This window comes from Gemmatimonadota bacterium, from assembly GCA_009838845.1.
In the GTDB taxonomy this organism is placed as follows: Bacteria; Latescibacterota; UBA2968; order UBA2968; family UBA2968; genus VXRD01.
This window is the reverse complement of record VXRD01000052.1, coordinates 43,914-65,877: the sequence shown is the minus strand read 5'-3', so window position 1 is coordinate 65,877 and position 21,964 is coordinate 43,914. Positions and strand designations below refer to the sequence as shown.

Genomic DNA, 21,964 nt, shown 5'->3' with positions numbered 1-21,964 from the left:
CGTTAAATTAAAATCCCAAAAATCCGCCGCCACCCCTGTTACCACCGGGACCTCGCCTACCATCCCCGCCGCGATCGCCACCGCCACGTCCGCCACCTGGTCCACCTCTGCCGCGCCCAGTAAAGGTGGGCATTTCATCTTCGTAGGCATCGGGGTTTTCCGGATCAAAAAAGCGCCATCGCACGGCATCGGCATAGAGACCCCCTCGCCCCTCTGCGCGGTCAGACAATTCGACTGCGGCTTCTTCGCCCTCGGTAAATTTGTATCGACCCAGATAATTCCATCCCGCTTTCATCTGGTCGCGTTCTATTTCGAGTGTATCGGCTTTGCCCCCGTGAAAAACCGTGAGTGTAAAGGTCGATGCAATTCGAATGCGCCTGGCCATTGAGGGATCGGGAAAAAAGAAGCTCACATCGTACTCGCCGTCTCTGGGCATTTGCGCTGCCCAAACCGCAGGCTGTGCACCATCCCCTTGAGACTTTCTTCGGTAATTTGTCTCAAATCGTCCAAAGGCCATTGGCAGTCCCTGTTCGCGCCAGTTGCCGCCTTTGAGTCCGGGCCGGAAGTAGCGCGTTGCGCGCCGCACGGGCATTGAAAATCCGTCGTCGTCATTATCTACAATAATCTCAACAGGACCAGACTCTTCGCCCGTCACGTCTTTGACATAAGCAACTGGAAAGCCCTCTGTGACATCTTCGGGAACGCGCACGGGGGACATCAGAGGGCGCCGATTGCGCGCAAAAAAGGGTTCGACCATCACCCTGAATGGTTGCTCCCACAGAACCATCGAAACTTCAACCTCCTGTCCCCCTTCAATCTCTACGCCCTTTACGGCCTCATCGCCCCGCCCCGTAGCAGTAATTTGCACATATCCCCTGCCAGGTTCGCTATTCTTAATTCTCAGAATCAATTGATAGACCACCATTCCAAAACCGTCGTCCATCTTCAGAGCTTTTACCCTTGTGAGGGTATAGCCCGGGATTTCTGTACTAAAAATCCAGTCGTTGACGAGGCGTTGCAATTTTTGGCTCTCTTCACTTTCTGTGGTATCGCCCACAGCAGCGCGTTCAAAGGTCGAAAAATCGATGTCCTCGTATTTGTGATTGTGGTCTATGTCGTCTAAGACCGTGCGAAATGTTTCCTCACCCAAAAAAGATTCCATCATTTGAAAAAGTGCGGGCCCCTTGGCGTCGAGAACTTGGCGGTAGAGACCGGCTTGCTTTTCGGGATTCAAATCGGCAAATGATTTTCGCTGCATTTTCGCAATTAACGTATCCCAGGCCGCACCCGATCCCCCACCCGAGCCGAAGCGACCACCGGGACCACCGCGACCGCCAGGACCATCGCGACCGCCACGCCCCCTATCGCCGCCACCACCGCGTCGTTGGCTCGAATAAAAAGCAGAGGTCATATTGGAACTCAAATCATTCTGGAGATACAGGGGCATGCCCTTTTTGAGAAGGGAATGATGTTCGCCCACAAACTGCTTGTCATAAGCCCAGAGTTGAACAACAGGGCTGCGAAATAACCCACCGGGTTGTCCCTGTCTGCCCGAATTTCCTTCTCTGGAAAAAAAGGTCGAAAAAACCGCGCGTACCAAAAGATCTTTTTTAATGTCTTTGGGTTCACGATTGCCGCGTGAGCGCTCTTGAGAACGCCTAAAATCTCGGGTAAATTGCTGCCTCATGAACACATCTTCTTCAATCATCAACACGCCGGGTTGTGTCAAACCGCCCTTTTCTTCCCAGCCTTCGTAATACCACTGAACGTGGAAGGGAATTTCCACCAGAGAAAGACTGGGATAGGGATATTTCATGCCCGATTCCTGCTCCATTGCGTCCATAATTTGCCCAAGCGCGCGCAAAATCTCTTCTTCGGCACCTTCAAAAAATCGGACCGGACGCAGATGCGATGGGTGGGCGTAAAGGGCGCATTCGACATCGTGAATGGTCGCGCGATAAACGCGGTATTCGCCCGCATTCAGCGATAGGACAGGCACGGGTTTTTCGACGATCCATTGACGCGTTACCTGTGTACCGAGCGTATCGGTCTTGCTGACTTGCCCCTGAGTAATGACTTCGATGCCTTTCGGATATGTTATTTGCAAATTTGCCGTTGAAAAAGAGACCTTACGCGTGTCCTCATAGCCGTAATCAACGCCTGTCACGGGATACCATCGGCTGCGCGGAGGCAAAAAGACGGAATTGTCGCGAATCCACGCCGTTACAGATCCCTTATTAAATATGCCGTCGCGTTTGCGTAACTTCGGTCTCGCTTTTTCTCGTTGGAGATCAAAACCATCCGTGTTAATATCACCCACATAAGCCAATGTCAGATCGAGTTCGTGCTCCGATTGCAGAGGGTTAGCGGGTATGATGCGGATCACGCTTCCCATACGCTCCCACATTATTGCGCCGCCATCGCCGCGCATCAGGCTCTGGATTTCAAATCCGGGATTGAGCAAAAGTATCAGCGTATCAAGCGGCGCTTCATGGGGGTTTTTCAATCTAATCGTGCCAGAGACGGCAAGCGGCTCCTCTTCCAAAAGCGTCAATGCCAGATCGTAATGGGTTATTTCCGCAACGGGAATATTCGCAACCGCTTCCTGTTGCTCGAGCAACGAACTGCGATACGCTTTCCCATCTTGCGCTTCTGAATCCATATAAAAGTAAAGCCCCACGGCTAAGCCAAAACCGGTCAGCGCGCATCCTCGGCCAAACCACCGCGCGACTAAAGAATGTGCAAGACGGGGATACCAATCAATTGAAAAGCCAAAAAATCCAATGCCGAGCAAGATGTAAAACAGGCGCTTTAGCCCCACTTGCGTCATATCTGCCAGACCAATCAGGTCGGAATAATACAGAGGCGTAAAAAAAGCACCAAAGTCGTAGATGCCGTCATATCGCCTGCCCAGGAATAACAGGACGGCCAACAAATACCCGATCACAATCAGAGCAACTGCCGCTTGCCGTCGCAATACTGCACCCAGGAAAAATGTCACAGAAGACATAAAAATGAGAGCGGGCAGGTTCATGAGCACGAGGTAGCTGATATAGGGTTTTATTGTAAATGGATTACCCGTCATGCTGATTTTTGCAGCCTGGATACTCAGGGTTAAAAGCAGAACGCCCAGGCTCAAAAAGACAAGCGCGCTAACAATGCCCAGATACTTACCCGCAACCAGTTCCGCAGTGGAAATGGGACGTCCGGCCACGACTTCGTAAATATGCGCCTGTTCATCCGCTGCTCTAAAATCTCCCACAATAAATGCTATGACAATGGTCTGCAAGAAACTGTACACTAAAAATGGAACATAAGAATCGATTCCCACGGGCAGTTCAGCACCGTTGGCTTCTGCTATGGCAAAGCCGATGCCGAGCAAAACGGGAATGCTCATGCCCAGACCGCCCAAAATACGGAATTTTGTGGTTCTCAAGAGCATTTTGCGCTCATAACGCGCAACGCCCCATACATTGTAAAAAATAGATAACATGGCATTAATCCTTTACGCGGCTACGCGGCGATTTCGCCTGTGGTATCGCCTCCGACAAAATAGACATAGGCATCTTCGAGATTGGGCGCGACTGCTTCGGCATCAGCGGGAGGCTCGCCATCGCCCACCATACGCAGACGCATCAAATCGCCCTCAACATTTACTGTGACTACGCGAAACACGCGCGACAGCATTTCAAAGCCAGCATCATCGACCTGTACTTCCCACGTTTTGCCATCGGCTTTTGAAATGAGTTCTCCGGGAGAACCGCGGAAGATCAGCCGTCCGGTATCCAGGACCGCGAGATCTTCGCAGGTACTCGAAATATCGCCCACAATATGCGTGGAAATCAAAATTGCGCGATCGCTGCTCAAGCGTCCCAAAATACCCCGAAACCGTATGCGCTCTTCCGGGTCAAGTCCCACGGTGGGTTCATCGACAATGAGAAACTCTGGATCGGTCAAAATGGTCTGTGCAATGCCAAGGCGACGCATCATGCCACCTGAAAACGTGCCCGAACGCCGATTGCGCGCTTCGTACAATCCGACTTCGTTTAGAGCTTGCTCCACGCGATTCAAACGCGAACTTCTATTATGCATGCCGCCTAAAACAGCCATATAATCGAGAAATTCCCAGGCAGTCAGTTGTGGATAGGTCCCAAAATGCTGGGGCAAATATCCCAGGCGCCGGCGAATTTCAGTGCGGTCTTTTACGAGGTCGAACTCATCCATGGTCACGTTGCCACTCGATGCGTCCATCTGAGTCGATAAAATTTTAATCAGCGTTGTCTTGCCTGCACCATTGGGTCCCAATAGGCCAAATGTTCCGTGCGGAATGGTCAATGTGACATCGTCTAAGGCGGGAACCGCGCCACGTCGATATACTTTTGTCAAGTTTGAAATGCGAATAACCATCAATATGCCCCTCATTGTGCTTTGCCAACGATTAGACCTGAAATTTGCAAATAGTGTTCCCATATACGGCAAAATTTAGCGGTTGGGCCAACCAGCCCAACCGCCTATAGGGGATGCGAGATCTCTTACCCCACCCTATTGCACAGCCCCTGTATAAATGACCATCCTTTTGTCGCGTGCAAAACCAATGAGAGTTATTCCCATCGCCTGTGCAAGATCTGCTGCCAATGAACTCGCTGCAGATACGGCAACCACGACAGGTATGCGCGCAACAACGGCCTTTTGCACGATTTCAAAACTCGCTCTGCTACTTACCGCGAGTATCTGAACTCCCTCTCCTTCTACTATGTTATGCGTTTCGATCAAATGTCCTACAACCTTATCTACTGCATTGTGTCGGCCAATATCTTCAAAACAGCAATACATATCTCCCGTTTCTGAAAATGCGGCAGCAGCATGAACACCCCCTGTTTGTGCAAACACGTACTGGGATTGACGCATTTGTTCTTGTGCATAAAAAATCATCGCTGTCCGAACGGCGCGATTGTCGTCCATCGGCTGGCACCGTTGCATCATATCTTCTATCTGCTCGCGCCCACATACCCCACACGCCGATGAAGTCAATGTGCCTCTTCGTCCCGCTCGAATCCTTTCGGGATCGAGTATCTCGCCCGGACGTGGGAGAACATCAATAACATTTCCGTACTCAGGAGTCCCCGGGCGACCGCAGTGTTCCGCACGTCCGACATCGCCAATTTCACGAATGATCCCCTCGCCATACAAAAATCCCAGCGCAAGGGCGCGGTCGTCCCCCGGCGTTCGCATGGTCACGGCAACGGATTCCCCGGCAACACGAATTTCAAGCGGCTCCTCTACGACCAGCACATCATCTGTGGATTTGCCAATAGAGCCATCATACCGCGTGACGCGGTGTATTACACTGGTTTCTGATTTTGCTCTCATGTATTATCCTCATTAACAATAATAAAATAAGCGACATATAGAACAAATGCAATTTTTCAATTTTGTGACACTATGAAACATTTTTGTCTTGCATCTTAGATGTTTAGGGCTATATTAGCCAATGGCTTGAGAATATATGTGAAATGGGAGGACCGCATGACGATGACAAAAAAAGACATCGCGTTAAAAATTTCCGATCGTCTGGGAATCAAAAAACAACTCGCTTATGAGATTGTAAATACACTTTTTAACACGATGCGCGAAAACCTGATCGCCGGTGATCGAATCGAAATCAGAGGATTTGGTGTGCTGGGTATCAAGCCGACCAAGCCCAAACCCGCTGCACGCAACCCCCGCACAGGCGAGATTGTCTATGTTCCTGCGCGGCGAAAGAGCTATTTCAAAGCAGGTGTTCTGATCAAGAAAGCATTGCACGAGCCTTTGGACCCATAGGCATTGTCTAACTATCTATATTTCTGAAACAGGCAGGTAGCATAATGAAGTAAGTCATAAACACAAACGTTTACGCCACAAGCGGTTTACAAATGAACCGGTACACACAAAAGGTCCAGCTAATTACTGGACCTTTTTTCATTTGAATTATCGAACTGATAACTGAAAGGGTATGAGGTATAAGTGCGCCAATTCCTCAAACCTGTTCATCTGCCATTGTAGCCGCATCATCTGATTCTGCTTCAACCTGACTGTTTGATGTCAAAAACTCATACGCTTTATTCAACACCAATACGGCTTTGGGAATGTCGTTCACCTTCAAGCTATTGGTTGTTTGCCAATTCCCCTCTTTGTCCAAATAACTCCGCTGAAATGAAACCGTGCGTACAGTGAAAGATTCTTCACCGCGCTTGTATTCATTTTCAAAAATCGAAGCACTACACAGACCATGACGAAATGTGATTTCGGGTTGTGCCATCCTGTTTCACCTCCCTTCTATTTGGTAAAAGGTAAAAAATAATATCGCTTCTCACTTCAAGAGCGCGACGCGCTGGGTAAATGTCGCTTCTTTGTCTTTTAGAAGGACGATATAAATTCCTGAACTCACAGATACTCCAAAGTCATTTTTACCATCCCATATACGCCGATAATATCCGGCTGGCAAATGCTGCTGAACCAATCGTCTGATAGGTTGTCCCAGAATATTGTATATAGTCACATAAACAGGGCCTCCTGTAGTGTAAAAACCCAATACAGTTGTAGAATTGAAGGGATTGGGTGATGGGTAAATACCCTCTTTGTAATTCTCTTCCTCCTCACCTGGTTTGGAATTATCAGAAATAGGACTATTAACTGTCTGGTCTTCACCATCAAAAACAATCGGTTTTCCCGATACGGCACCCACACCAGTCAGAGTGTCTGATTTCACCTCCGAAATAGATGATGTGCCGGGCGACATTGCGTGTTTGCCGGAGATTTTGGGATGTAACTCTGGAGGGGCATCAGGCAATAATAGCCATGAAACGTCTGGGGTAGCTTTTGGTACGCGCACAGACCGCACCACGGTCTTGCTATCGGGCATGATAAGGTGGACGACATCCCCCCCGCTACTGAGTCCATTGCCAATCTGACCTTCAGCAGACAAGACAGTACCGGGGATATCCACGGGCGTTCCCCCACCAAAAATGGTGACATAACCGCCGGGCACAAGCACGATATCATCGGGAAAGAAAAAGAATCGAGAGACTACGATATCGTCATCGCCGAGTAGCCACCCGCTCAGGTCGAGCGTATCTGCACCGATATTGGTCAATTCGACAAAAGCATCTGCATGCCGATCGACAATTCCATCGTTATTGACATCCACCTGTTCGGGCAGCATCAAGATTTCTGAAAATACCAGGCCATCTGAAACAGTCAATCCCTCGGGCTCAATCGGATCATCGCCGGGCATTAAGCGTCCGATAGAGATAGATTTCCCTTCGTATATCTCATTGTGTAATAGATAATTTCCGTCATCGTCTCTCGCAAAGGATATGCCCTGGCGCGCGTTCTCATACGTCATTTTAGAGACCACTGTACTTCCATCTGGTGCCAGTAACTGCACGGTATCACCTCCATTGGCCAGCCCATCGCCAATGCGACCGTCATCAGCAAAAATCCACTCGCTAACTGGCATATCTCCCCCACCAAAGAGCACGACGACTGCTTGCGTATCGAGCACTGTGCTATCGGGAAATTGAAAAAATTTTTCCACAGGTACATCGTCATCACCAAGGTAATAGCCGCCAATATCAATGGGGTGCCTACCCAAATTCGCTATCTCTACAAACTCATCCTGATAGGTGTGTCGCCCCCCATCGCCATTGGTATCGCCTGCATCGCCTGCGGCGGGATTGGGATAGACTTCAGAGATTACCAGGCCTTCGGGAGGTTGGAATATGTCGAGTGTCGCTGTATTTATGGAATCCGCCGCTTGTCCATCTGGTGATGTACCGGGCGACATTGCGTGCCTGCCGGGGATTTTGGGATGTAACTCTGGAGGATCATCGGGCGAAAATAGCCATGAAATGTCTGGTGTAGCTTTTGGTACGCGCACAGACCGCGCCACAGTCTTACCATCGGACATGATTAGATGGACGACATCGCCGCCATCAGCGAGGCCATTGCCGATTCGATCTCCCACAGACAAAACGCGACCGGGAATACCTGAAGGCGTTCCCCCACCAAAAATGGTGATATAACCACCGGGCACGAGCACGACATTATCGGGAAAAGAGAAAAACTTAGAGACAATAATATAGTCATCGCCGAGTAGCCATCCGCTCAGGTCGAGCGTATCCGCACCTATATTAGTCAATTCAACAAAAGTATCCTCATCTCGATCAACAATCCCATCGTTATTGGCATCCACCTGTTCCGGCAGCATCAAGATTTCGGAAAATACCAGGCCATCGGGGACAGTCACCTCCTCAGTCAACCCTTCGGGTTCAATCGGATCATCACCAGGCCTTAAGCGTCCGACTGAAGTAGGCTCTTCTTTGTATATCTGGTTGTGTAACAGATAATTGCCGTCTTCATCTCTGGCATAGGATACGCCTCTGGTCGAGTGTTCATACGTCATTGAAAATACCACCGTACTACTATCTGGTGCCAATAACTGCACGGTATCACCTCCATTGGCCAGCCCATCGCCAATGCGACCGTCATCGGCAAATATCCGTTCGCTAACTGGCATATCCCCACCGCCAAAGAGCACGACAACTGCTTGTGTATCGAGCACTGTGTTATCGGGAAATCGAAAAAGCTTTTTTACAGGCACATCGTCATCACCGAGAAAATAGCCGCCAATGTCAATGGGATTCTCGCTCAGATTCGCCACTTCGATAAACTCGTCCTGATAGGTGTGCCGCACCCCATCGCCATTGGTATCACCCGCGTTCCCCCAGGCGGGATTGGGATGCACCTCCGAGATCACCAATGGCGGTTTTTCCTTTTCCAACACCCGGATATATGTGTGAAGGCTCTCGCGACCATTCCATAAAAACCCGACCTTTGTCTCTCCAGCACGCACAGCAACCACCTTGTTGCTCTGTTCAATTCGCACGATAGTGGTATCCCACGATACCCATAAAACCTCATCCTCAATCCGCCTTGTTTCCCCAGTTTCGTGGCTATAAATCGCTGGGATCAGATAAACGTATTCTCCTGCTATCAGGTCCACATATTCGGGAAGGGACTCGAGTTTATCAAAAAGCGACCGTGGTTTACCCGGCGAAAACAACCCTCTTCCAGGGGAAGCACTGTGCAACACCCACCTGCCAGTTCCTTCCGGATACCGCACCAGAGATTGATCCTTGCCCCCCTCACTTCCCCATTCCGCGCTTGCAATCGTATCGCCTGAAGTTGGATTGATCAGAAACACCGCATCTCCCGAATTGCTCAATCCCCCACCGATTCTGCCATCATCAACAAAAACTTTGCCTTCAAACCCGGTCGGCGTCCCGCCGCCAAAAAGTACGATGTATTCGCCCGGATCAATCCGGGTGTTTTCAGGAAAAGTGAACGGTCCTTTTGAACCGGGTTTCAAGTCTGACAATTGCCATCCACCGATATCAATAGACTCCGGTCCAGTATTCAGTATTTCTATAAATTCGTCCTTATTTCCGTCTCGGATTCCATCCCTATTGGCATCGCCTCTATCTCCCGATGGCGGATCTGCAAGGATCTCATTGATTACGACAGCCGATTCAGTGTGCAAAACTTGTGCAAAAAAAAGCATTCCTGATATTACAATACCAATCCCGTATCTCACCATATTGACCTCGCGCAATGTTTTTTGATCATGACATCTGCAAAACGCGTGCCAAAATCTGAAAAATGCCGCAAGAGACATTAAATCAGTGAGTTATGCTCCTGAAAGGTTATATAACCAAACTCCTTGAGAGTACGAATCGTTCAATTTTCGAAAATAAATGAATCAAATTTTTCACTAAAAAATCCCCAGCCACTAAAGTGACCGGGGGGTATTTTTTCTTGACGTATATCGAAAAAGTCTCTTATTGGTTGTATCTTTTAACCAATAGGAGGATGATACTATGGACTGTAAATTACCCGAAGACTTTCACGCAGTTCTCCAAATAGAGAATGCGTCTGAACGCTTTGATGAAGCCTTGCAAGTCGCCGAAAAAATTTCTGCTGCTGGCGTCAAATTGTATCCCAACATGGACCACGCAGCGATCTTTACAGATCCACCGTACCTCGTCGCGGGACCTCTAAAAACGATGGGTTATATTGCGGGTTGGGACACCAGGTGTTATCCCTCACCCGTCGATGAACAGGATTATATCAACGTGCCATCGGGTTTGCCGTTCGGGCATCCTGCTCTCGCACGTGGCTGGTTTCACTATGTCGCAGTGGTTCATCCCGTTGACCAACCCGCGCTTGATCAGATGCTTGGGCAGGGATACGGCAATCCCTTTATCCACCACCTGACCTGGGGGATAGTGCCGCCAGATCGAAATGGCGGCGATGAATTCGATTATGCCTGCAGGATTATTTCCCACATGGTTAGCACGCGACAACGCATCGGAGGTTATCTCAATACAGAACCGGGAACCCTGATTATGGCATTGCCTCCCGATATTACACAACATCCACGATTTGAAACCACCCTTCCCCAATTGCTCGACGGATTAGACACCGACGCTTACCAGGTTGAAACCATGCAAGGTGGCGGGTTTCTGATTCAGTTTTTTGTGCTAACTGGCGGACGGATTGAAGTTGCACTCCGCATCAATACCCAGCAGACCTTCAATCCCAAAAGTGTACACAAAATCTCAGAAGACGAAATCAGCACTCAGCAGACAGACTGAAGCGAATAGACGAATAGACGAATAGACGAATAGACGAATAGACGAATAGACGAACCCCGCTCAACCCCCCAACTGCTATCGTGGATTCGTAGATTCGTAGATTCGCTGATTCGTTGATTCTTTCTAAAGCGCCTTCCGAAGTCGCGCAGAGCTAATATTGAGTTGATCTCGATATTTGGCTACTGTGCGCCGCGCGATATTAATGCCTTCTTCTCTTAGCATATCTGATATGTGTTGATCGCTCAACGGATTCTGTACGTCTTCATCATGAATGAGCATTGCAATTTTTTCTTTTACACTTCTGGCAGATATATCGTCGTCATCGTATCGACTCAATCCTCCATCAAAAAAATATTTCAACTCATAAACGCCATGCGATGTTTGCACGTATTTGCCATTGCTCACACGGCTGATGGTCGAAATGTGCATCTGCACCAGATCAGCTACTTCTTGAAGTACCATCGGTTTGAGAAAACCAGGACCTCGGTCAAAAAAATCAATCTGATTTTCGACAATACATCGCATGACCTTTAACATGGTTGCGCGTCTTTGGTGAATCGCATTGATAAACCAGCGCGCAGAATTGAGTTTTTCAACGACAAATTTTTTGGTCTCTCGCAATTTTGGGTCACCTCGTCCAGATTTGTCAGATTGTCTGAGCAAAGTGCGATAAACTGGACTGACACGCAATTCGGGCAGCGTGCGATCAGTCAGGGAAACGACGTACTCGTCACCAATCTTTTGAACTTCGAGGTCGGGAATGACGTGATTGAGATTCAATGCGGGTTCCGATTCAATATTGGGTTTGGGATTGAGCGATGCGAGGACTTCTTCGACAACGCGCATATCATCCACGCTTGTATCGAGTGCCTGGCTGATCTGCCCAAACCGGCGTTTGATCCAATCGTCGAGGTGATTGCGTACCACCTTTGCAACCAAACCGTTTGTGATATTTTTTTCTTTTAACTGAATCAACAAACACTCTTGTAGGTTTCGTGCACCAACACCTACTGGGTCAAATGTCTGGATAATGCCCAAAATGCATTCCACGTTATCTTGGTTGACCCCAAGCTCATCAGCCACTTCTCCTGTCGAACATCCCAGAAATCCGTCTTCGTCAATATTGCAAATTAAATATTCGGCGATGATGCGATCACTCGGTGAAAGATCCGTAACTGCCACCTGTTCTAAAAGTGAATCTCGAAGTGTTTTTTGGGTGGTGCTGTCGTTGTGCCAGTCTTCATTGGATTCAAATTCTTCACGCGGGCTGGCATACCCGGATTCATTTAGGTAGTGGTCCCAGTCATGCTCATCGAATATGTCTGTATCGATTGTGTTTAAATCCGCTTCTTCAAACTCCAATTCCTCAACGGGTTCCTCATCCCGATCTTCATCCTCGGTTTCGTCGTCCTGTTCGAATTCAGGTTCTTCTTGTTCCAAATCCAGAGTAGCGTCTTCATCAATTTCCAGAAGCGGATTGATCTCCAATTCTTGTCGAATTAACTCCGCTAATTCCAGAGTTGGCATTTGGAGCAAGTGCAAAGATTGGATAAGTTGCGGTGCCAGTTTTTGCTGGAGCATCTGAGATTGTGTATGATCAAGACCAATCATAGTTTAACTTTCTTCACAGTGTCACCTATCCGTATCGCGCCAGAGCGAATGACCTTTGCATTTATTCCGCGCAACTGAAGCTGTTTTCCCACGGGAGAACTGATAAATTTCAGCGCGTCCAGCCCAAAACGCGCAGCAAATTTTTTACAGCCCGTGTGAGGTTGATCTGTCACCTCGATCACCGCTTCTCCCAGACTCAGTCTGGTACCCGGTGGCACATTCTCTGCACTTAAATCGAAATCCATATACAACTGATCCCCCGCCAGTGCCCAACGCTCCTTTTGCTGCGCCAACAGGGCAATCACGCGGGCGTTCATGATGTTGAGTTGCATGTCTGGATGGGCTGACCCGTCTGCCGTTTGAGAACTGCCGCGTGTTTTCCAGTTGTCTCCCACGAGTCCTTCAAACAGATCGAGTTCGCCCACTTCCAGGACCTCCCGCGCCTCAACTTGCGGCCGTCGCACAATCAATGCTAACACACCCGCATCTGTGGGCGACTGACGGATATTTTTTAATCCAGCTTCCAACTCTGCCATCGTTACATGTTTCATTCTTGTCCTCATTGGTGTTCGATAAAGAGAAAAGGCAACTTTAAATAAAATAACAAATAACGAAGAGGATTGTAAACCCTTTTCCCAATTTGTCACGAATCGAGGCGAAACCGGTCACCCAGATAGATGCGACGCGCTTCGTCGCTTGCTGCCAATGCCTGGGATGTACCTGATAGGAGAATTTTCCCTTCGGAGAGCAAATAGGAGCGATCTGTAATCGCTAGAGTTTCTCGCACATTGTGATCAGTAATCAAAACGCCAATATTCAGGCGTTTCAGTTCGGCAATAATATTCTGAATATCTTCAACTGCACGCGGGTCCACGCCGGCAAAAGGTTCGTCAAGCAGCATAAAAAGCGGATCCCGAGAGAGTGCCCGCGCAATTTCCAGCCGGCGCGTTTCTCCCCCCGACAAACTATCTGCGCGTTGGTGCGATAAATGTCCTACTCCCAGATCTTCCAATACCTTGTGGGCGCGATCTAACCGTTCTGCCTTACCTATTTTCTCGTATTCGAGCACGGACAGTACATTTTCCAACACGGACATCTTCCTAAAAACCGTTGATTCCTGTGCCAAATAACCAATGCCCAGGCGTGCGCGGCGATACATGGGCAATGCAGTGATGTCTCGGTCACCTAAAAAAATGTGTCCAGCATTTGACGAAATTGCGCCGACAATGAGGTAAAAACAGGTGGTTTTTCCCGCGCCATTAGGCCCTAATAGGCCGACAATTTCACCGGGATTGACAATTAAGTTGACCTGATTGACAACCAGGCGCCGTGCGTATTTTTTGACCAATCCCTCGGCTCTCAGGTTCACGGCACATCCTCCAACTCAGCGGTATAGTGCCCTCGCACAGCCCCTTCAGCTCGGATAGATGACAACTGACCGGGAGTAAATTTCAAAAGGAGATAATCCCCAGAAACCGTCACATCGTCGTTATCTCGCGTGGTCCGCGTGCAATGTGCTTCATCGGAAATCGTCATCTGGGCTAACTCACCGTTGGAAAACCACAATACAAATTTTTTGCCCCTCAGGCGGCTTTCCGATAGGCTGTCCTGGGCAATATAAGAACCGATACAGTCACCAGACAGCGTCAAACTATCCAATTTCCCATCTCTATAGGCCACTTTGAGATCGTCGCCAGACAGCACCGCACGCGACGTATCCCGCTCGCTCAGATTGAGTATCACATTTCCCCAGGCGTGCATGCGCTGTGGGGTTTCGTCACGAAAGACAATCCGAGCAGAATCTGAGCGTATTTTTTGTGCATGACCATTGGCAAGAGCCATAGCATGGATGCGTGTGCTATCTGAAAGCACCATCGCATTGATGATCTGATCAGACACATCCATAAGAATTTTTGTGCCTTGTGCTGAAACGGAATCGCGCCTGCTGGGATTGGTCCAGGTCATCAATGGCCTCCCAGAAAGGACGATTGCAGAATCCGCATACGCGCCAGACATGGCTTTGCCGCGCGTGTGTCCCTGACGCAAGATGAGGTTGCCATTGAGCAAGAGTTCTTGCCCGCGATTGACAAAGGCAATGGAATCGGACTGAGCCTCAAGGGTATCGCCGTATTCCCCTACTATCTGTAACTGCGTCTGGCCCTGCAGATTTCCGCGCTCGCGGATCAAATCGTAGCGCAATTGGGAAGCGCGCAGACTTCGGCCTTCGGGCAACAGAAGGATGACATCACCCTCGGCAATAAGCGAATCTTCTTTACTTAAAAATTGCACGATATGCGCCTCAAGCGTGCGCTGATCATCGCTTAGAAAGACGTGTCCTCGAAATGTCGCGCGGTCTTTGCGGTCTTGAAACACGAGTGTATCAGCGCGAATTTCCCTCACCGTGTCTTTGTAACTCACTTGATGTACAAAAAGATAAATCGCATCTCCAACGCGTACATGTGCAGAATCGGCTTTTACAGTGAGTTGGCGCAAGCTGTCTTCATACACCACGCTCCCGCGGTAATTGCGCTGCGTCTGGTCGTTCAAGAGCAGCGTTTTCACCCAATCTGCACTGAGCCTCTGCTCGGCATTTACTCCCGAGCAGGTGCATATAAGCAAAACTCCGAGAAAGCCCCGGAGTTCTGATCGCAACATAAGACGAATAGACGAATAGACGAATAGACGAAGCGGTGTACAACTGCGCCAGCAGTTCATTCCTCCTCGCCACCCAAAGATTTTACTAGTCCTGATTCGCAGATTCGTAGATTCGTAGATTCGTAGATTTTTATTCACGGCTTTTTGCGTCTCATCTGCGTATTTACAAACAAAAGCGTCCACTGTTTCAGATCTGACGAGGCATTAAAACCCACCCCCGTCTCCGTGCCATCGGGCCGAGAAATCACCACATGGCCCTCGCCCATAATGCGATCCTCATCGCGCTGCCAGCGCAGCGAATCCGTTTGTAACTGCGTGCGGTCTCGTGCCACGACAACGACAGATCCAAATACTTTCATATCGTCGCCCGATGCGTTAATTTCGCCCCTTTCAGCACTCAGCGTGGAAACTGTATCGCCCTGGGAATTAAAAAATACAACCCGAACCCCATCGAAAAAGCGAGCGGGTTCATTTTCCGACACCTGTTGAAAAGAGCCAGCCCGAACCTGCGCTCGGGATTTGCCACGATCTGTAATCCGCGTGGACCAGTGCCACATTTCTCGGTTAACCGGTGTTTCTTCCACTGCTTGCTCTACCCGGTCAGCAGGAGCGCAGGCGCACAGGGTACACAACAGAACCTCAGACGCTTTTTTCAGAAACCGACGCATCACCAACTCGTTCCTTTGTATGAGCGACAACAGATTCTACAAAACCGTAAAACAAAGGGGCGGGCTGTTCGAGGCGCGACTTAAATTCGGGATGGGCTTGCGTAGCCACAAAAAAAGGATGATCGGGTAACTCGATAAATTCCATGAGTTTGGTGCCGTCCTCTCGCCGGTGATACCCGGAAAAAATCAGGCCAAATTCATCGAGCAAATCGACGAACTTGGGCGATACTTCATAGCGATGGCGATGGCGTTCAATCACACAGCGCTCGCTTTCGAGAAGAACACCCAGACGGAAAGCCTCAGCCGGATTCTTTCTCAGTTGATCGATGCGCCAGGCGTCTTCTTCCAGGCGCCCCGTGCGCTCATACAGATCGAGTACGACACTCTCACGGCGGAGTACAGCTACATATCCTCCCAGACGCATCGTGCCGCCAAAACGACTTTCTTCAATAATTTCCCGTTGGCTCATTTGAATATCGATCACAGCATGGGGCGTGTCGGGATCATTTTCAGCCGAATTGGCATCTTCCAATCCTACGACGTTTCGCGCATATTCAACAATGGCCATCTGAAGCCCATAACACAGCCCGAGAAATGGCAGGCCATTTTCACGCGCATAGCGAATGGCCTCAATCACGCCTTCGGCTCCTCCTTCGCCAAAGGCCCCCGGGACAATAATGCCATCAAATTCTCCAAGCACATCTTCGACCCCTCCCATTTCAAGGCTGGCCGAATCAATCCAGGAAATATCGATGCGCGTGTCTAAATTGGCACCGGCGTGTTCGAGAGATTGGTTCACTGAAATGTACGAATCTGTAAATTCGTAATCGCCAATCTCGACGTATTTTCCAACCATCGCCACTTTAACCGTCTGTGAAGGCCGACGAATCTTCTGCACCAGATGCATCCACCGCGTCCAGTCGGGTTCTTTTTTCGGTTTTAGCCCCAGATGTGCGAGCATTTTAACACCTACCTGCTCGCTTTCATAATGTATCGGAACCTGATACACAATATCCAAATCTGGCGCAGAAATAATGCGATCTTTTGGAATATTGGCAGAAACCTCAATTTTGCGTTTTCGCACCTCATCAACTGGTCGCGTGGCACGGCAAATAATAAAGTCGGGCACCATGCCATGCCCGCTGAGCAATTTGACCGCGTGTTGCGTGGGTTTGGTCTTCATCTCGTTGATATGATCGGGTACGGGCAAATAGCTAACCAGCACATACATAATATTGGCCTCGCCAATTTCCCGCTCCAGGCCCTTCATTGCAAAGAAAAATGGGATATTTTCATCGTCGCCAATGGTGCCGCCAATTTCGACCAGCGCGATATCAGACCCCTGTGCAGCCTGCTGAACTCGATTCTTGATCTCGTCAGTAATGTGTGGAATCGGCTGAACAGTCTGTCCGAGATATTCTCCCCGCCGCTCGCGCTCGATAACCGCGTGGTAAATTTGTCCAGTTGTAAGATTGTTTGTGCGGGGCAAATCCAGGCCGAGAAACCGCTCGTAGTTTCCCAAATCGAGATCGATCTCGCCCCCGTCATCCGTGACCCACACCTCGCCGTGTTCCGTAGGTCTGAGTGTTCCGGCATCGTAATTCAAATAGGGATCAATTTTTATAGCCGTGGTTTTATAGCCGTAATACTGCAAAATTTTACCGATAGAAGCCGTGGCGAGTCCTTTCCCTACGCCACTGATCACCCCCCCGGCAACCACGATGTATTTTGGCTCGCGATCATGTTTTTTCACAATGTGCCTCCATCTGTGTTCGACAAAAGAAAATCGGCGGGAGTTTACCGCCGACACCTGTGCTTATTCAATTACTCTGGGGACGCGGAAGTGACCATGCCCAGAAAGCGGGGCATTCGCCAGCGCATCTGACCGATCCAATGAACGTCCCATTACATCGTCCCGAAACGCATTTTCCAGGGGGAGTACATGCGCTGTTGGGGAGACCTCTGTTGTATCGAGTTGATCAAGTGCCGCAACATATTCGAGCATGCGGTTCAGATCTTCGATTAGTTGCGCCTCTTCTTCCGGCGCGAAATCCAGGCGCGCAAGTTGCGCCACTTTTCGTACATCATCTTTTGAGACAGGCATAGGAAGTCCTATCCTGGCTGAAGATTGGCAAATTTGACCATGAGGGTCTTGACGGCTCCGCCGTCGAATCGCACTTTCAGTCTGGCTGTTTGTCCCGATCCCGCGCGGCTTTGAATCTGTCCACGGCCCCAGGCGGGATGCACGACCCACGATCCGACATCCATTAAAAACGGTTCTCCCGGATTGACCCGTCGGGCTGTTTCTCTGCCCGATTTTCGACCTGGAGCACTGCTAACCTCGCTAATCTTAAAACCGGCATCAAGCAGATCTTCGGGGATTTCGGACAAAAACTGCGACGCCGAAGAGGTCACCGCACCGCCGTATCGTTGCCGCCGCATCGCATAGGACAAAAAGAGCCGATCCTGGGCGCGGGTAATACCTACATAGAAAAGACGGCGCTCCTCCTCTAACGCATCTTCCATATTGCTATCGTCGCCAGCGGGTCGCATAATTGGAAACAGCCCATCTTCGAGACCGGTAACAAACACAATGGGAAATTCCAGTCCCTTAGCGCTGTGCAGGGTCATCAGTGTAACCGCATCTGCGGCGTTTTCCCACTGATCTACATCTGTCACCAGCGAAACTTTCCGCAAATACGCCTCTAAAGAGATGTCGTCCGACTGTTCGACAAAAATCTTAATATCTGCCAACAATTCCGCGACATGATCCCTTCGCGACATCCGTTCTTCTGGCAGAAGTTTCTCAAAATCGCCCAAATATCCAGTTTCATCGACAATGTTTGCCGCGAGTTCATCCGCAGGTATCGTCTCCATATCCAGGCGAAAACCCTCGACCATGTCGTAAAACCGCTGCATCGCGTGGGCTGTGCGCTTCGGAATTGTATCAATGCAATGTGCAAGTGCCTCATAGGGCGCAAGCCCCTCGCGCATGGCAAACTCATCGAGCCGTCCAGCAGATGTTGTCCCAATGCCGCGGCGCGGCGTGTTAATCACGCGCCAAAAACTGATGGAATCGCGCGGATTGACTACCAATTTGAGATATGCGAGCACATCCTTGACCTCTTTGCGCTCGTAAAATCGCACATCTCCCACGATTTGATACGGAATATTGGCGCGTCTAAATCCTTCTTCAAGGGCGCGAGACTGTGCATTGGTGCGATAGAGCACTGCCATATCCCGGTAGGTATGCGCGCGCTTAAAATCTCGTGCTACCCCGGCGATCCAGCGGGCCTCTTCTGCTTCATCGGCACATCTTTTCAAACGGATTTTTTCGCCCCGAGCGCGATCCGTCCACAGTTCCTTTCCCTTGCGCCCCGCGTTGTTGCGAATCAGGGCATTGCCAGCATCCAGAATAACCTGCGTGGAACGGTAATTTTGCTCCAGGCGCACGACAAGCGCGTTGGGATAATCGGCTTCAAAATCGAGAATATTGCGAATATCTGCACCGCGCCACGCATAGATACTCTGGTCGTCATCGCCAACAACACATATATTTTGATGCACTTCAGCCAGATAACGCGCAAAGAGGTATTGCGGACGATTGGTATCCTGGTATTCGTCGATTAAAATATGTGAAAACTGTGTCTGATAGGTTTGGCGCACATCTTCGTGATCGCGGATCAACTCCACGCTCAATGTCAACAAATCGTCAAAGTCAACGGCATTATTCTGCTTCAGGGCATCCTGATAGTGGCGAAAAATTCGCGCAATTATTTGCTCTCGAAATGTGCTCGCTCGCTGGGCAAATACACCGATGCCCACCATCTGGTTTTTTGCCTGGCTGATCCGCGTACGAATCAAACGCGCTGGAAAGTCGCGTTCAGAAAGTTCCTCGTCGGCAATCACCCGCCGCAGAAGTGCGAGTTGATCTGTTGCATCGTAAATCGTAAAATTGGACCTCAGTCCTACGCGTTCGGCCTGTGACCGCAAAAAACGCGCACATAAACTGTGGAACGTGCCAATCCACATGGTTTTGCAAGAGCGATGAAGCAAGTCTTCGACCCGCTCGCGCATTTCTCCTGCGGCCTTATTGGTAAAGGTCATCGCCAGAATCTGACGCGGGTCAACGCCGCATTCACTCAACAAATAGGCGATGCGCCGTGTCAAAACGCGCGTTTTACCAGAACCGGCCCCCGCGAGAACGAGCACGGGACCATCTACGGCCTGTACGGCTTTGCGTTGTGCATCATTTAATCCATCGAGAATTGACATAAATTCATTGTCAAGGTGTTCAGGCCTCTAATCCCCTGTTACCAGTTTCTTTTTTTGCCAGGTATTTTTTCGTGCAGCCGCGGTCCTTTTTTTTGCAGCCGCGTGTTCTTGCAAAGAATGTGTAAAGACATGGCCGCCTTCGCCGGTAGCGACAAAATACAAATAATCGACATCAGCGGGAAAAAGTGCAGCCACAATAGACGCCCGTCCAGGACTGTTAATCGGCCCGGGTGGCAATCCCGAATGGCGGTAAGTATTATAGGGCGAATCGTAGTCATAATCCTTATAAAATAGTCGTCGAGGTTCACCGGGAAGAGCATATTGCACCGTGGGGTCGGCTTGCAGACGCATGCCTTTTTTAAGGCGATTGTGATAGACCGCCGCAATCGTATCTCGCTCGGAATCCCAACTGGTTTCCCCTTCGATAATAGATGCGAAGGTAATCACTTCGTGAATACTCATTCCGAGTTCATGTGCGCGTCTTTGAAGCCGTTCATCAAAAACAGCCTGACAATGCTCAACCATCCTGCGCAGTACCTGTTGTTCTGATACTGTTGTCGGAAAATTATAGGTTTCGGGGAATAAATAGCCTTCCAGGTCTTTGGCCTGCACAGAAAGAGTTATACAAAAAGCAGCACTATTCATTAGCAACAGCAACTTTTTCTGGTCGAGATTCAATTTCTCAGATAGGATCGTCGCAATTTGTTTTTTTTCTAAACCCTCGGGAACAGTGACATTTTGCGTGACATCGCGTGAACGCTCCAACTCGAGCAAAACCTCCCAGGTCGTCATCTGACCGTCGAGGGGATGAATGCCAGCCTTCAGGCGACGGCTGCTTCCATTGAGCTGTGCGAGATACTGTAGTAGGCGCGGGCTGTGGATCAGGCGTTTCTGATAGAGTTGCTGGCTGATTTGTTTAACGGTTGCTCCATGTCGAATCTCGACCTCTTTCTTCCCCACTCCCGTTGGCCGATTAAAAATAAAAATCCCCGTGCAAGCACCCAAAAAGCACACAATTGGCACAATACTCAAAATAAAGAGAAACCGTTTCATGAGGGGCTATCTCCCTTTGTGCTGCAAATAGGTTTCGAGGATTAATACAGCAGCCATGCGATCTATTTCTCCTTTGCGTTTCTTTGCCTGCATGGCATCCAATTCGCGTTTTGCACCCACCGATGAAAGCCGTTCATCAAACGTGCGAACTGGCTTGTTGCTCAAAACTGCCAGTTGGGAAGCGAAATTTTCTACAGCACTCGCCATTTCCCCACGACTGCCATCCATGTTTAAGGGCAAGCCAACCACCACTTCCCCTGCTGCCTGATCCCCTGCGATCTGTGCAACCTGCGCCACACTATCATTGAAATTGCGGACTTTGAGCGTGGGCAATCCACGAACGGAAATTTGCAATTCGTCGCATACCGCAAGTCCAATTCGTCGCCTCCCAAAGTCAACGGATAGAATCCGCGCCATAATCAGGGTTGTCCGTCAGTATGGCCTCGCAAACGATCGCGTTTTTCCATTGCAACTTTGTGTAGGGCAACCGCGAGTTCGCGTGCATCGACCTGTCCGCGTTTTGCAGAGGGCAGCAAATCGTCTCTGAGAGCTTCTATTTCGTCAATATGCGCCCGAAGGATCAGTGGATTATTCACCCTTATTCCTTTTGTTGGTATGACCATTGCGGTGGGGTTTGCCAAATTGAGGAGGCATCCCATACAGGGATTCAACAGCTGATGTGTCAGTAACAGGGCGATCCCACAGCGATTTTATAATGGATTGGAACATCACCTGCAGGGATCGCTTGCGATTTTTCAGGCAGAGCTTGCGAATGCGTTTTCGAGAGGTGCGTCTGGGTTCTTCGCGAATAAAATCAGCCGCACTGATCCCCTGCTCATGTGCGTGTTCCATCAGATTGTTAAACGCTTCAATATCGGTATTGTCCGTCAAAACGGCCAATATGCGCTCATCTTCGCTAAAATCTGGCTTTTCCATTTTTCTCTCCTTCAAGCAAACTTAAGCAATGCACGCATTTCTGTCAATCAATCGGCTTAAAAAAACAAG

Annotated in this window: 18 protein-coding genes; 2 read left to right on the top strand and 16 right to left on the bottom strand. The window is 49.5% G+C overall.

The features are described from left to right. Window positions 1-7: 7 nt before the first annotated feature. The 3 genes from F4Y39_07925 to fdhD form a co-directional block, all read right to left on the bottom strand. Window positions 8-3,493, bottom strand: coding sequence for a hypothetical protein (locus F4Y39_07925; GenBank protein MYC13642.1), 3,486 nt, complete (start codon window positions 3,491-3,493; stop codon window positions 8-10). Window positions 3,494-3,513: 20 nt separating this feature from the next. After that, on the bottom strand, window positions 3,514-4,407 hold the full coding sequence (locus F4Y39_07920; protein ID MYC13641.1) for an ABC transporter ATP-binding protein: 894 nt from the start codon (window positions 4,405-4,407) through the stop codon (window positions 3,514-3,516). Window positions 4,408-4,542: 135 nt separating this feature from the next. After that, window positions 4,543-5,370 (bottom strand): formate dehydrogenase accessory sulfurtransferase FdhD, encoded by an 828-nt coding sequence (fdhD, locus tag F4Y39_07915; GenBank protein MYC13640.1) that lies wholly within the window; start codon window positions 5,368-5,370, stop codon window positions 4,543-4,545. A gap of 156 nt (window positions 5,371-5,526) precedes the next feature. Here fdhD and F4Y39_07910 point away from each other — a divergent pair, with 156 nt between their 5' ends. Continuing rightward, window positions 5,527-5,823 carry an integration host factor subunit beta gene (locus F4Y39_07910; protein ID MYC13639.1) on the top strand — a complete coding sequence of 99 codons (297 nt, stop codon included), beginning with the start codon at window positions 5,527-5,529 and terminating at the stop codon, window positions 5,821-5,823. Window positions 5,824-6,019: 196 nt separating this feature from the next. On the opposite strand, the gene F4Y39_07905 is transcribed toward F4Y39_07910, so the two are convergent. Further along, window positions 6,020-6,301, bottom strand: coding sequence for a hypothetical protein (locus F4Y39_07905; GenBank protein MYC13638.1), 282 nt, complete (start codon window positions 6,299-6,301; stop codon window positions 6,020-6,022). 51 nt (window positions 6,302-6,352) lie between these two features. Beyond that, on the bottom strand, window positions 6,353-9,718 hold the full coding sequence (locus tag F4Y39_07900) for a T9SS type A sorting domain-containing protein (protein MYC13637.1): 3,366 nt from the start codon (window positions 9,716-9,718) through the stop codon (window positions 6,353-6,355). A 202-nt stretch (window positions 9,719-9,920) separates the two neighbouring features. Here F4Y39_07900 and F4Y39_07895 point away from each other — a divergent pair, with 202 nt between their 5' ends. Next, window positions 9,921-10,697: a hypothetical protein gene (locus F4Y39_07895; protein ID MYC13636.1), complete on the top strand. Its 777-nt coding sequence runs from the start codon at window positions 9,921-9,923 to the stop codon at window positions 10,695-10,697. Between the two features lie 123 nt (window positions 10,698-10,820). On the opposite strand, the gene rpoN is transcribed toward F4Y39_07895, so the two are convergent. The 11 genes from rpoN to F4Y39_07840 all read right to left on the bottom strand — a co-directional run bounded on the left by rpoN (window position 10,821) and on the right by F4Y39_07840 (window position 21,895). Then, window positions 10,821-12,308, bottom strand: coding sequence for an RNA polymerase factor sigma-54 (gene rpoN / locus F4Y39_07890; protein MYC13635.1), 1,488 nt, complete (start codon window positions 12,306-12,308; stop codon window positions 10,821-10,823). Continuing rightward, window positions 12,305-12,859, bottom strand: coding sequence for an MOSC domain-containing protein (locus F4Y39_07885; protein MYC13634.1), 555 nt, complete (start codon window positions 12,857-12,859; stop codon window positions 12,305-12,307). Before F4Y39_07885 ends, rpoN begins: the two co-directional genes overlap by 4 nt. Before the next feature lie 92 nt (window positions 12,860-12,951). Beyond that, entirely contained in the window at window positions 12,952-13,677 is a 726-nt protein-coding gene (gene lptB / locus F4Y39_07880) for an LPS export ABC transporter ATP-binding protein (protein MYC13633.1), read from the bottom strand. Continuing rightward, window positions 13,674-15,023, bottom strand: a complete 1,350-nt coding sequence (locus F4Y39_07875) for a hypothetical protein (protein ID MYC13632.1) — start codon at window positions 15,021-15,023, stop codon at window positions 13,674-13,676. The genes lptB and F4Y39_07875 overlap by 4 nt, the downstream gene beginning before the upstream one ends. 74 nt (window positions 15,024-15,097) lie before the next feature. Beyond that, window positions 15,098-15,631 carry an LPS export ABC transporter periplasmic protein LptC gene (lptC, locus tag F4Y39_07870; GenBank protein MYC13631.1) on the bottom strand — a complete coding sequence of 178 codons (534 nt, stop codon included), beginning with the start codon at window positions 15,629-15,631 and terminating at the stop codon, window positions 15,098-15,100. Further along, window positions 15,603-17,384 carry a CTP synthase gene (locus F4Y39_07865; protein MYC13630.1) on the bottom strand — a complete coding sequence of 594 codons (1,782 nt, stop codon included), beginning with the start codon at window positions 17,382-17,384 and terminating at the stop codon, window positions 15,603-15,605. The genes lptC and F4Y39_07865 overlap by 29 nt, the downstream gene beginning before the upstream one ends. 63 nt (window positions 17,385-17,447) lie before the next feature. After that, complete coding sequence (gene gatC, locus F4Y39_07860; protein ID MYC13629.1) at window positions 17,448-17,735, bottom strand: Asp-tRNA(Asn)/Glu-tRNA(Gln) amidotransferase subunit GatC; 288 nt, start codon at window positions 17,733-17,735, stop codon at window positions 17,448-17,450. Window positions 17,736-17,743: 8 nt separating this feature from the next. Continuing rightward, entirely contained in the window at window positions 17,744-19,906 is a 2,163-nt protein-coding gene (locus F4Y39_07855; protein ID MYC13628.1) for an AAA family ATPase, read from the bottom strand. A gap of 27 nt (window positions 19,907-19,933) precedes the next feature. After that, window positions 19,934-20,959 (bottom strand): endolytic transglycosylase MltG, encoded by a 1,026-nt coding sequence (mltG, locus tag F4Y39_07850; protein ID MYC13627.1) that lies wholly within the window; start codon window positions 20,957-20,959, stop codon window positions 19,934-19,936. 6 nt (window positions 20,960-20,965) lie between these two features. Next, complete coding sequence (gene ruvX / locus F4Y39_07845; GenBank protein ID MYC13626.1) at window positions 20,966-21,376, bottom strand: Holliday junction resolvase RuvX; 411 nt, start codon at window positions 21,374-21,376, stop codon at window positions 20,966-20,968. Between the two features lie 171 nt (window positions 21,377-21,547). Further along, window positions 21,548-21,895, bottom strand: a complete 348-nt coding sequence (locus tag F4Y39_07840) for a hypothetical protein (GenBank protein ID MYC13625.1) — start codon at window positions 21,893-21,895, stop codon at window positions 21,548-21,550. Between the last annotated feature and the right edge of the window lie 69 nt (window positions 21,896-21,964).

Bases quoted from the DNA above. Each gene is read 5' to 3' on its own strand.
- F4Y39_07925 (MYC13642.1), bottom strand. From the start codon at position 3,493: ATGTTATCTATTTTTTACAATGTATGGGGCGTTGCGCGTTATGAGCGC.
- F4Y39_07920 (MYC13641.1), bottom strand. From the start codon at position 4,407: ATGGTTATTCGCATTTCAAACTTGACAAAAGTATATCGACGTGGCGCG.
- fdhD (MYC13640.1), bottom strand. From the start codon at position 5,370: ATGAGAGCAAAATCAGAAACCAGTGTAATACACCGCGTCACGCGGTAT.
- F4Y39_07910 (MYC13639.1), top strand. From the start codon at position 5,527: ATGACGATGACAAAAAAAGACATCGCGTTAAAAATTTCCGATCGTCTG.
- F4Y39_07905 (MYC13638.1), bottom strand. From the start codon at position 6,301: ATGGCACAACCCGAAATCACATTTCGTCATGGTCTGTGTAGTGCTTCG.
- F4Y39_07900 (MYC13637.1), bottom strand. From the start codon at position 9,718: ATGTCTCTTGCGGCATTTTTCAGATTTTGGCACGCGTTTTGCAGATGT.
- F4Y39_07895 (MYC13636.1), top strand. From the start codon at position 9,921: ATGGACTGTAAATTACCCGAAGACTTTCACGCAGTTCTCCAAATAGAG.
- rpoN (MYC13635.1), bottom strand. From the start codon at position 12,308: ATGATTGGTCTTGATCATACACAATCTCAGATGCTCCAGCAAAAACTG.
- F4Y39_07885 (MYC13634.1), bottom strand. From the start codon at position 12,859: ATGAAACATGTAACGATGGCAGAGTTGGAAGCTGGATTAAAAAATATC.
- F4Y39_07875 (MYC13632.1), bottom strand. From the start codon at position 15,023: ATGAACTGCTGGCGCAGTTGTACACCGCTTCGTCTATTCGTCTATTCG.
- lptC (MYC13631.1), bottom strand. From the start codon at position 15,631: ATGCGTCGGTTTCTGAAAAAAGCGTCTGAGGTTCTGTTGTGTACCCTG.
- gatC (MYC13629.1), bottom strand. From the start codon at position 17,735: ATGCCTGTCTCAAAAGATGATGTACGAAAAGTGGCGCAACTTGCGCGC.
- F4Y39_07855 (MYC13628.1), bottom strand. From the start codon at position 19,906: ATGTCAATTCTCGATGGATTAAATGATGCACAACGCAAAGCCGTACAG.
- mltG (MYC13627.1), bottom strand. From the start codon at position 20,959: ATGAAACGGTTTCTCTTTATTTTGAGTATTGTGCCAATTGTGTGCTTT.
- ruvX (MYC13626.1), bottom strand. From the start codon at position 21,376: ATGGCGCGGATTCTATCCGTTGACTTTGGGAGGCGACGAATTGGACTT.
- F4Y39_07840 (MYC13625.1), bottom strand. From the start codon at position 21,895: ATGGAAAAGCCAGATTTTAGCGAAGATGAGCGCATATTGGCCGTTTTG.